At 65.0% G+C, this 10626-nt stretch carries 11 protein-coding genes and 1 pseudogene; 3 read left to right on the top strand and 9 right to left on the bottom strand.

The genetic code is table 11. The features are described 5' to 3' along the window. Positions 1 to 42: 42 nt before the first annotated feature. Positions 43 to 651, bottom strand: a complete 609-nt coding sequence (locus IRZ12_RS11270; RefSeq protein WP_296468415.1) for an OmpW family protein — start codon at positions 649 to 651, stop codon at positions 43 to 45. 267 nt (positions 652 to 918) lie between these two features. On the opposite strand from IRZ12_RS11270, the gene IRZ12_RS11265 reads away from it, so the two are divergent. From IRZ12_RS11265 to IRZ12_RS11255, 3 genes are all read left to right on the top strand, one after another. Next, complete coding sequence (locus IRZ12_RS11265) at positions 919 to 1656, top strand: FadR/GntR family transcriptional regulator (RefSeq protein ID WP_296468413.1); 738 nt, start codon at positions 919 to 921, stop codon at positions 1654 to 1656. 94 nt (positions 1657 to 1750) lie between these two features. Continuing rightward, entirely contained in the window at positions 1751 to 2758 is a 1008-nt protein-coding gene (locus IRZ12_RS11260) for an amidohydrolase family protein (RefSeq protein WP_296468411.1), read from the top strand. Between the two features lie 15 nt (positions 2759 to 2773). Then, the gene (locus tag IRZ12_RS11255) at positions 2774 to 3808 is read left to right on the top strand and encodes a GTP-binding protein (protein WP_296468409.1); all 1035 of its coding nucleotides are present in this window, start codon (positions 2774 to 2776) and stop codon (positions 3806 to 3808) included. An 86-nt stretch (positions 3809 to 3894) separates the two neighbouring features. Here the strand turns inward: IRZ12_RS11255 and IRZ12_RS11250 are convergent, their stop codons facing one another. From IRZ12_RS11250 to IRZ12_RS11215, 8 genes and pseudogenes are all read right to left on the bottom strand, one after another. Continuing rightward, positions 3895 to 4866: a tripartite tricarboxylate transporter substrate binding protein gene (locus IRZ12_RS11250; RefSeq protein ID WP_296468407.1), complete on the bottom strand. Its 972-nt coding sequence runs from the start codon at positions 4864 to 4866 to the stop codon at positions 3895 to 3897. Between the two features lie 153 nt (positions 4867 to 5019). After that, the gene (locus IRZ12_RS11245) at positions 5020 to 5985 is read right to left on the bottom strand and encodes a protocatechuate 3,4-dioxygenase (RefSeq protein ID WP_296468405.1); all 966 of its coding nucleotides are present in this window, start codon (positions 5983 to 5985) and stop codon (positions 5020 to 5022) included. 53 nt (positions 5986 to 6038) lie between these two features. Then, the gene (locus IRZ12_RS11240) at positions 6039 to 7322 is read right to left on the bottom strand and encodes an aromatic ring-hydroxylating dioxygenase subunit alpha (protein ID WP_296468403.1); all 1284 of its coding nucleotides are present in this window, start codon (positions 7320 to 7322) and stop codon (positions 6039 to 6041) included. 27 nt (positions 7323 to 7349) lie between these two features. Further along, complete coding sequence (locus tag IRZ12_RS11235; RefSeq protein ID WP_296468401.1) at positions 7350 to 8018, bottom strand: 4-carboxy-4-hydroxy-2-oxoadipate aldolase/oxaloacetate decarboxylase; 669 nt, start codon at positions 8016 to 8018, stop codon at positions 7350 to 7352. Beyond that, positions 8015 to 8671, bottom strand: coding sequence for an RraA family protein (locus tag IRZ12_RS11230; protein ID WP_296468400.1), 657 nt, complete (start codon positions 8669 to 8671; stop codon positions 8015 to 8017). The genes IRZ12_RS11235 and IRZ12_RS11230 overlap by 4 nt, the downstream gene beginning before the upstream one ends. Then, positions 8668 to 9351, bottom strand: a complete 684-nt coding sequence (locus IRZ12_RS11225; protein WP_296468397.1) for an RraA family protein — start codon at positions 9349 to 9351, stop codon at positions 8668 to 8670. Before IRZ12_RS11225 ends, IRZ12_RS11230 begins: the two co-directional genes overlap by 4 nt. Positions 9352 to 9531: 180 nt before the next feature. Beyond that, positions 9532 to 10372, bottom strand: a pseudogene (locus IRZ12_RS11220) (CaiB/BaiF CoA transferase family protein). Positions 10373 to 10406: 34 nt separating this feature from the next. Continuing rightward, positions 10407 to 10626 (bottom strand): acyl-CoA dehydrogenase family protein (locus tag IRZ12_RS11215; RefSeq protein WP_296468394.1); only part of this gene is annotated, 220 nt, incomplete at its 5' end.

The following is a 10626-nucleotide window of genomic DNA, read 5'->3' as shown; positions in this document are numbered from 1 at the left end:
GGCCCATCTGGCAGCCTGCCCCCGGGCAGGCGGGGCGCTTCCCTAGAAGCGGTATCCCAGCCCGATGCCGATCAACCAAGGATTCACCTTGAAGTTGCCGAGCGACGCGCCGTTTTTCACCTTCACGTCGGTGTCGATGTACACCTTCTTGACGTCGACGTTCAACGACCAATTTTTGTCCAGCGCATAATCGAAGCCGACTTGCAGGGCGGCGCCAAAGCTGCTGCGCTTGACATCCAGCGCTGCCCCCGGAATCGCGAGGTCCACGCTGGAAAAGCGCGTGTAGTTCACCCCGGCGCCGACGTAGGGCTTGAAGGCGCCGAAGTCCGTGAAGTGATACTGGAGCAGCAGCGTGGGCGGGAGGTGTTTCAACGTGCCGATCTTGTCGCCATTCAGCCTCACCGTATGTTTTTGCGGGTAGGTCAGGACCAACTCCGCCGCGATGTTGGGCGTGAAGTAATAGCTAACGTCGACTTCCGGCATCCACTTGTCGTTGATGCCGACGTCCAGGCCGGGGGCAACGCCTTTGTTCTCGCTGTCCAAGTGGACGGCGCGCGCGCGGAATTGCCACTTGCCATCCTGGTGCTGCGCCATCGCAGGACCAGAAGTCATGACACACAAGGCGGCTACAGCCAGCAGAATCTTTCTCATAGCGGTACTTCAATCAAAACCGGGACATCCCGTCATTGCATTGAAGCACCCGCCCCTCCCCTGCCTCTTGCCTTAGATCAAGAGACCGACTCGCAGCGATCGCCCGCATGCAGCGCTGTGGCGGGACCGCAACGCGGCAGCCGGCCTGGCGCGCCCGCGCCGGCATGGCTGCACTCGTGCACAATGCAGGCATTGCGTTTAAGCTCTTGGACTTGCGGCAGCGCGCCGTTCGCCCCCTGCCCCCTGGTTTCCTTTTCGCAGACCTCGATGACCACCAAAGCCAGCACAAGAAAAGCCACCTGGACCCCAGAAAAACCGGAATCGACTGCCGCACGCATCGAACGCCAGATTAAGGAAGCCGTGCTCAACGGCAAGCTCAAGCCCGGCGAGGTGCTCGGATCGGAAAATGAACTGGCAGCGCAATTCGGCGTCAGCCGCCTGCCCATACGCGAAGCGCTGAACCGGCTTTCGGCCCTCGGCATCATCGAGATCCGCACCGGCGCGGGCGGCGGTGCACGCATCGCCGAGGCGGCGGACCCGAGCGCCGCCATCGAGGCGCTGGCGCTGCAGTTTCAACTGGCCGGCGTAACGGTCGACGAGGTCTTCGTCGCGCAATACACGCTGGAAACCGCCGCCATCCCGCTGGCGGCCACCCTCGCCACCAACGAAGAGCTCGACGAAATCGAGGCAGCCATCGACCGCGCAGAGGCGGCGGTGAAAGGCGGAGAGCGATTCACCCGCGCCTCGCTCAACGTCCACCAGCTGATGGTCGATGCCGCGCACAACCACGTGCTGTCCGCCGTGATGCAGGCCGTCACGGCCATCCTGTACCGCGCCCTGGTCAAGGGCACGAACGAGCAGACCGCGCGGGGCGTCGTCAAATACCACCGGCAAGTCCTGCAAGCCCTGCGGCAGCGCGATCCCGAAGCCGTCCGGCAGGCCGTCATTCCGCACCTCGAGCGCGTCCGCCGCCACACCAACGAGCTGCTCCGCAGCGAAGGCTGAACCGCCCGCCACGGATCGCGAAAGCGTCCTTCGAGGTGCGTTGACAACCTTCGTATTTACGCATACTGTATGCGCGAATAACGAAGGAGACACCATGATCATCGACTGCCATGCCCACGTCAGCGCCCCAGCCGAACTCTGGGCGTACAAAGCGACTCTCCTTGCCTCCCGGGGCACGCACGGAAGGGGCGGCGTCAAAGTCACGGACGACGAAATCCGTGCCGCTGCCAACAAAGCCGAAACCTGGCCCAAGGGGCACCTGGATTACATCCGCGATCACGGCACCAATCTCCAGCTGGTCTCTCCCCGGCCCTTCCACTCCATGCACTCGGAGTCGCCGGCGCGCATCATCGATTGGTACACCGAAGAGTGCAACAACATCATCTACCGGCAGACCCAGCTCTTTCCGGACACGTTCGTCGGCGTGGCGGGTCTGCCCCAGGTCGCAGGCGAGAAGATCGAACGCGTCCTGCCCGAACTCGAGCGCTGCATCAAGGAGCTCGGCTTTGCCGGCTGCCTCTTGAATCCGGATCCTTACGAAAACGGGGCGGGCGAAGCGCCTCCGCTGGGCGACCGTTACTGGTACCCGCTCTACGAGAAGCTGTGCGAGCTCGACGTCCCGGCCCACATCCACGCCACGGGCTCCCGCTCCGAGCGCGTGCCGTACTCCCTGCACTTCGTCAATGAGGAAACGATCGCCGTCGTCGGCCTGGTTAACTCATCGGTGTTCACCGATTTCCCCGACTTGAAGATCGTGGTCAGCCATGGCGGCGGCGCCGCGCCCTATCAGTTCGGCCGCTTCCAGGCCCCCACCGTGCGCCGTGGTACCGGCAAATTGTTCTCCGACGGGTTCCGCAAGCTGTACTTCGACACCGTGCTCTACACGGAAGAAGCGCTGCGCCTGTTGATCAAGACGGCCGGCGTCGACCGCTGCCTGTTCGGCACCGAGTGCCCGGGCGTCGGATCGGCCGTCGATCCGGAAACGGGCCGCTCGTTCGACGACGTCAAGTCCATGATCGACAACCTGGATTTCCTGACCGAAGAAGACCGCCGGAAGATCTACGAGGGCAACGCCAGGAAAGTCTTCAAGCTCAAGCAGTAACGCGCGGCACGGGCCATGGCGCAATCTCCGGACGCTTCGCCGGGCTTTCCCGTAACCGTCCTGACGGGTTTCCTGGGCAGCGGCAAGACCACGCTGCTCAAGGAATACCTCGCGGATGCCGCGAACCGCGACACTGCCGTCATCATCAACGAATTCGGCGAAGTCGGGCTGGACCATCACCTCGTCGAAGCCATTTCCGATGACATGGTGGTGCTCTCGGGAGGCTGCATCTGCTGCAGCATCAACGGGGACCTCCCTGCGACGCTGCAGCGGCTGCGCGAATCGGCGCAGGCGGGCCGGATTCCGCCCTTTAAGCGCGTGCTGATCGAAACCACCGGACTGGCCGACCCGGCCCCGGTGATCCAAGGCCTGCTCCTCGACCCGCAAACGGCGCGCCTCTTCCGCTTCGACCAGCTGGTTTCGACGGTCGACGCCACGCAAATCGAGCAGCAACTCGCCCGCCATCCGGAGACCGAACAGCAGCTCATGCTGGCAGACGTCTTGCTGCTGACCAAGGCCGACTGCATCACCGAAGCCGAAAAAGCACGCCTCGTCCACGAGCTGGCGGCCCTGCAGCCGAACGCTCCGCTGCTGTGCAAGCAGGACGGCGCGACGTTGGCCGATGCGCTCGCCATCTGCACGGCGGAAGGCGAACCGCACTCAGTGGCCGCTACTCGCGCGGCGACCTGGGCGCGACGCCTCAGCGGCTCGTATTGCACCGACCCGAACTGCGGCGATGAACGACATGGCCACTTCGCCCACGGGCGGCGCTACCGGAGCACCCAGTTCAGCTTCGACCGACCTCTCTCTTGGGAGGAAGTCAGCGATTGGATCGCCAGCCTATGCTTCTTCCACGGCGAACGCATCCTGCGCATGAAGGGCATCCTGCAGCTGCAGGACGAAACACGGCCGGTCGTCATTCATGGCGTCCACCGGACCTTGTATCCCGCCGAAACCCTCGCGTCCTGGAACGGCCTGCCGCGCCGCTCGAGCATCGTCTTCATCACGGAACAGCTCGACGCAAGCCTGCTGGCCCCGCCCTTTGGCTGACCAAACCCCAGCGCGCATGATGGCAAGCGAGACGGCCCGGCGCGCCGCAACGCGGCGTGCGGGCCGTTTGCGCCGGCGGGCTGCCCTTACTTGTCCAGCATCAGGCCGTGCTTTTGCACCACGGACTTCCAGTATTCGAACTCTTTGCGATTGAGCTCGGCAAACTCCTCGGGCGTGCTGGTGATCACGTCATAACCCTTGTTTTCCACCGCTGCGCGCAGCTCGGGCGAGGCCATGACCTTTTGCAGGGCCGCATGCACTTTCCGGATGATGGCGGGCGAGGTCTTGGCCGGCGCATACATGCCGACCCAGACGCCGAAGTCGAACTCGGGATAACCGTACTGCGCCACGCTCTTGACACCGGGCAGGAGTTTGCTCGGCTGCTTGCCGGTCTGCGCCATGGGCTTGAGCTTGCCGGATTGAATATTGGCCATTGCCTGGTCCAGGCCGCCGATCACCATGTTGGTGTGCCCTTGCATGACATCCATCATCGCCGAGCCCATGCCGCTGCCCGGGATGTGGCGCATGTTCGTTCCGAGCATGTCTTGCAGGACGATGGAATACAGCTGCGTGGTCGAGCCCATGCCGGGCGAGCTGTAGGTGGCGTTGTCACCCAGCTGCTTGAGCTCCTCCACGAGCTCCGGGAAGTTCTTCGCCTTGGTGGAAGGCCCCGTCAAGATCGCCAATTGACCAAAAGCGATCTGGCCGATGAAGGCGAAATCCTTGATCGGATCGTAGGGCGTCTTGCGCGTGGCTGGCGTGATGACATGCGAATTGATCGACACCATGAGGGTGTAGCCGTCGGGCTCAGCCTTGGCCACCGAATTCGTGCCGATGGCGGTCGCCGCGCCGGGACGGTTCTCGACGAAGGCGCTCTGCCCCAGCTCCGCCCCGAGCCTGTCGACGATCAGGCGGGCCATGGTGTCGGGCGAGGTGCCCGGCGTATACGGAACGACAAGGCGAATCGGACGTTCGGGATAGTTGTCATCCGCCGCGGCGGCAACGAACGGGACGCAAAGACAAGCCGCCGCCAGGCAGCCGAGTTTCCATGTTTTCATGTTTTGTCTCCTTGCACAGGTCAGGACCTGCAGACGAAGCACGCCCGCACGCGAGCCGGGCGCGTCACCCTCCAACTCTCATACCTTATGCGACTTTGAAAGCGCGCATGGAGCCTCCCATATCAAAGGACTTCAGTCCGTTTTCACTCTCCTTCAGGCCTTCCAGACCACAAAGCCCATGGCGTTGCCGGTCCCCGCTTCGGTGCGGTAGCACGGCACGTAATCGAGCAGCCGCATGGAAAAGCCGACGTCGTTCATGATCGCCAACAGGGGATACCAGCTCTTGAGTTCGGCCGTATTCCCATTGAGCATGGCCTCCGGGATCTCGACCAGCCGCTGTTCGTCGCCTGCCGCCAGCGCATCCAGCACCTGCCTGTCCAGTGCTTCGTCTATGCAGAAGTGCGTCATGCCCCCCGAGGCGATCACGGCCACCGTCATGGACTCGGGCAAGTCGTCGATCGCTTTTTTCAGGGCATGGCCGAACGCCATGCAGCGAGCCAGCCGAGGACGGTTCAGGCCCACGCCCACGTTGGTGAAGATGGGAATCGAAGGAGGCGGATCGTCGCGCATGATCTGCCTGTAGATGAACCCGAAGGCATGCGGGATGCCTGCCTGCGCCTCCCCGCCCGGCATGCGGGCCGACGTGGCCACGTCGAAATGCTGGTCCACTAGGCTGCGCACGAGCGTGGCGGCGCTCTCGGGCGCGCCTGGGTATTGCGCTCCATCCTCCGGGCAATGGCTCGGCTCGGCGATGGCGATGCCGGGCGGCAGCGCCGCCATCTGCTCCGGGGTCAGGGGCACGTTGTGTATCGTGTCGCCGGTATAGACCGTAAAGCCCGGGACCAGGCAGTCGAGGAACACTTCGCTCTGGTCATTGCCCAGAATCACGACCAGGTCCGGGCGATGCGCCGCGAAGATGTCCGCCATTTCTTTCAAGGCCAGCTGGCAGCGCTGGTAATAGGCGTTCTTGACCTCGGGCGTGAGGTGCTCGCCAAACCCCGGCGCGCGTTCGGCAAGCAGGGACTCGTAATCCCACGTCCGCCCCCGATACCAATGCTGCTTGTTCTGCCTGTCGGCACCCGCCCGCAAAGACCACAGCTCGGGAGGAGTCGCGAGCATGGGCCCATGAGAGCACGCCATTCCCAACACAATCCTGGCCATCCTGGCTCCTATCAAATGTTCACCACGTCCACGGCCTCGGTCTTGATGCCCATGGCAGCCTCGTAGGCGCGCTTGACCTCCTCGGGCTGGCCGTAGTGGAAGGGGAAGTGCTTCAAGTGATGCTTCCAAACCGGGTGCTGGGCATACTCGGCGAGCGGCAGCCCTTTCTCGATCAGCACCTCGTCTATGGTCGGCAGCTTGATGCGGTGGTTCTTCGCCGGGTCACGGATCAGCGCGCTCGGATCCAGTCCTTTTTCGACCCGCTCGATGTCGTCGAACAGGCGCTTCCTGAACAAACTGACGCCGCGATCGCTGGCGCCGAGGTTTTCGCGTGAACGGTCGGTGATGCGCCCCTGGCCGACCCAGGCGATGATGTCCTGGTTGATGACGTGGCTGGAGATCCAGCGTCCCGAGACCGGATCCTTGATGGGGCTCACCCACGACGGAATCACCTCCTGCCGGAAGGGCTCCGACTCCCGGGGCACCCGGATGTAAGACCAGGTCACGCTCAGGGTGTTCTCGTCGTCCACCGGCACGCGCCACTCGAAGTGGTCGCCGAGATAAAAGGCGTTGGGCCACAAGCACACCCGCCCCACGGTCCACAAGGGATGCTGCTCCGAGGTGTCTTCCCGGATGCGCCGGTAGACGAAGCCGTATTCGAATTCGTCGAACTGCAGCTTCAAGTGCCTGGGCGCCTCGTTGCGCTTGGCGCCCTTCATGCGCCGGCTCCAATTCGAATGCATCCATTCGAAATGCACCGGGTCGATGGAATTCTCCTGGGCCTGCACCCAATTGCAGGGCACGTCGGCGAAGACGATCTGGACGAAGCCGTTGGGCCAGGAGAAGGCCTCCCAATCGGGCAGCTCGGGCGCCGGCTCCGGCCCCATGTACGCCCAGAGCAAGCCGGCCTTCTCCCGCACCGGATACGCCTTCAGGCGACCGTTCTTGCGCAGGGACTTGGCGGGATTGACCGTGTCCTCATAGGGCTGCTCGATGCACGCGCCGGTGGCGTCGAACAGCCAGCCGTGATAATTGCAACGCAGCCCCTCCTCTTCCACGAAGCCGTAGCTCAGGTCCGCGCTGCGATGCGAGCAATGCCGCTCCAGCATGCCGTAGCGACCGGATGCGTCCCGGTACAGCACCAGGTCTTCGCCCAGCAGGCGCACGGACTTGGTCGGTTCGCGCATCAGCTCGTCGACGGCGGCGACCGGATGCCAATAGCGCCTGAGCAACTTGCCTCCCGGCGTGTCGGGACCGACCTGCGTCAACCTCATGTTTTTCTCTTTCGTCAGCATGGTCTCCTCTCCTCCTGTCGAGTGGGGCTAGCTCCAGCCGTACCAATCGAGCGTGCGTTGCCCTTTGGCGAGCGCCTCCATCAGGGCCTGCTCGTCTTCCACCCGCCGCTGAGCGGCATCGAGCACAGTGGCGACCTGCGCGGCGGGCAGCACCACGACGCCGTCCTCGTCGCCGAACACCAAGTCTCCGGGATGAATGGTGCGGCCGCCGATGCGGATGGGCGCATTGATCCAGCCGCGTGCGCCGAAATCCTTGCCCGTCCCGCGTATGCAGGCGCCGCGCGCAAAAACCGGAAACCCCGCCTCGCGCAGGAGCGGCACGTCGCGCACACAGCCATCGATGACGAGGCCGCCGAGTTTCCTGGCCAGCGCCGCGCGGGCCATGATCTCTCCCCAGTACCCGTGCTCGAAGCGCTCCTCGACGTAGACCACCAGGACGTCGCCGGGCTCGGCTTCATAAATGGCGCGGTGCAGCCACAGGTTGTCGCCGGGCGGCGAGTGCACGGTCACGGCGGGGCCGCAGACGCGGAAAGACGGGTCCACGGGCTTGATCTGGGGCGGAAGGTCGCCGATCTTGCCCGCCGCTTCATGCAAGGTGGCCGAGTCGAACGCCAGGCAGCGCTCGAGCAGGGACGCGTCGATGCGCGCGGGCTTGGGCCCCACCCAAGCGGAATAATCCCGGCTCCCGGTGCTCATGACGCCTCCTTGCTCTGCAGCTGGTGGTAGCGATGCAGCCGGCGCGCCTCGTCCAGGCGCATGCCGCCGCGTACCGCTTCACGGATTTTGTCTTCCGCCGCCTGGATGGCCTCGGCCAATTGCAGCACGCGCTCTTCGTGCGCCTGGGGAATCACCACGACGCCGTCGGCGTCGCCACGTAGCAGGTCACCCTGCGCGACGCGCGCATCGCCGATGTTGACCGGCTGGCCGCTCACGTCCAGCTGCACGCGGTCCTTGCCAGTGCGCATGGAATGGCTGCGGCTGAACACCGGATAGTTCAGCTTGCGGCACAGCGCCGTATCGCGGCAGGCACCGTCGATGACAGTGCCCGCTATCCCTTTCCTGGCCGCCACCTCGGTCAGGATGTCGCCCCATACCGTGGCGTCCTCCCGCCCGCCGTTGTCCAATACGATGACCGCGCCGGGCGGCACGTCGTCGATGTAGTCACCCACGGTGCCAGGGGGATTGCCCGCCGGCACGTATTGGAAGGTCATGGCGCGTCCGGTCAGGCGAAACTCTGGGTCCAGCGGCTTGATGCCCAGGCACTGTCCGGCGATGCCGAGCCGGTCCAGTGCATCGCTTAGCGTGGCGGTATCGAGCACGGAGGCTCGCTCAACATTGCGATCGCTCACTTCGTCCCCTCCTTGGCTTTCGCTGCGAGCATGTGTTCGTAGTTGGCGCCCATCACTTCGGTGACGGCGGCGCCGGCAAGCAAATCCTTGGCCATCAAGGCCTCTTTCTGCGCGATGTTTTCGGCCGCCTCCAGCACCGCCGCGGCATGGGCCCCGGGGATGAACACCACGCCGCTGCCGTCCGCGATCACGTAGTCGCCGGGCTGCACGTGCACCCCGCCCACGACGATCTCGACCTGGTTGGCCAATTCGACGATGCGGCCGCGGGCCGTTCTGACCGTCGCGCCGCGCGCATAGATCGGGAATTGATGTTGCACGGCTTCGTCGACGTCCCGCACCAGGCCTTCCGAAATGACGCCTTCCACCCCCTTGAGCTTGGCGGCGAGCGTCAGGATGCCGCCCCAGCTTCCGGCTTCGACGCCGGACGACTGCTCGATGACGATGACTTCACCGGGCCCGGATGCCGTGATGGCCGTCGTGCCCAGGTGCCTGGGTTTTTCCGCCGCGGGCCGGCCTACCCCCAACCGGACGGTGCGGACCTTCCCGCAGACCTTGGCCCGGATGGATACCGCGCCCAGGCCCCGGGCGGCGCCGGCCAGGCCGAGCTGGTCCATGGCGTCGGACACTGCGCAGGCGTCCAGCCGCCGCAGCCGCGCGACGGCTTCATCATGGGTTCTCATGTTCTTGCGTCTCCTGTCTCCACCGCTTTAAAGACGCATACTATATGCGCCTTTAAAGCGGTGTCAAGAAAGGCGCCGGCCAGCAGTCCGCCCGCTACTCGGCCCCGAGCCCGGCCGCTCCCCGCTACCATCCTCCGCGGCGCGGCCCATGCCAACGGCAGCCGCGTACCGCGGCGCCCGTCATCCGATCACGCCGCCGGCGCGCAAGGCCTCCACTTGTGCTTCGTCGTAACCGAGCTCGGCCAGGATCGCCGCCGTATGCTGGCCCAGTGCCGGGATCGGCCCCAGGCGCGGCGCGAACGCCGTGCTCACCCCTGGGGGAAGCAGCGCCCGCAGCTCGCCGGCCGGGCTGTCGACCGTCGCCCACCGCGCGCGTGCCTGCAATTGGGGATGGGCCCAAAGGCCGGCCATGTCATTGACGCGCGCATTGGCAATCTGCGCCTCGTCCAAGGCCCGGACGACGTCATCCGTGCCCATGCGCGCAAACGCCGCCACGATGATCTCGCGCAATTCGGCGCGATGGGCGGTGCGGTGCGAATTAACGTCGAAGCGCGGGTCGTCTGCGAGTTCGGGACGATGCAGCACGCGCTCGCAGAAGATCCTCCATTCGCGCTCGTTTTGCAGGCCGAGCATGATGGTCCCGTCCCCCGTCGGGAAGGGGCCATAGGGGTAAATCGTGGCGTGCGCGGCGCCCGCCCGGGCCGGGGGCAAGGTTCTGCACCAGGACATCGGCCTTCTCCAGCAGGCGCTCGAGCACGTCGCGCGCGCCTTGCTGCTTGACGTCCAGTGCAAGGCTCTCCTTCGATCGATTGGTCCATACGAAATGGGACGAGAGGCCGCGCACGCGTTCGTCGTAACGGCGTGCGAAATCCCCCGTCCCCGGCCGTTCGATCTTGATCACCCGCGCACCGAGCTCGGCCAGCTGGCGCGTGCAGAAGGGCGCGGCAATCGCGTGCTCCAAGCTCAGGACGGTGACGCCGTCCAGCGGACGGGGAGGCTGGGGCGATGGCTCAGCATTCATGGAGGATTCCACTCGCATGTGGGCGGCCGCGGCGTCAGAACGAACGCGGCAGGCCGAGCAGGTGCTCGGCCACGTAGGAAAGAATCAGATTGGTGGAAATTGGCGCGACCTGGTAGAGCCGCGTTTCCCGGAATTTCCGCTCCACGTCGTATTCGCAAGCAAAGCCGAAGCCCCCATGCGTCTGCAGGCAGACGTTGGCCGCCTCCCAGGAAGCCTTGGCCGCCAGGTACTTGGCCATGTTCGCGCTCGCGCCC

The sequence above is a fragment of the Pigmentiphaga sp. genome, from assembly GCF_019689535.1.
In the GTDB taxonomy this organism is placed as follows: Bacteria; Pseudomonadota; Gammaproteobacteria; order Burkholderiales; family Burkholderiaceae_B; genus Pigmentiphaga.
This window is presented reverse-complemented; position numbering and strand designations above follow the sequence as displayed.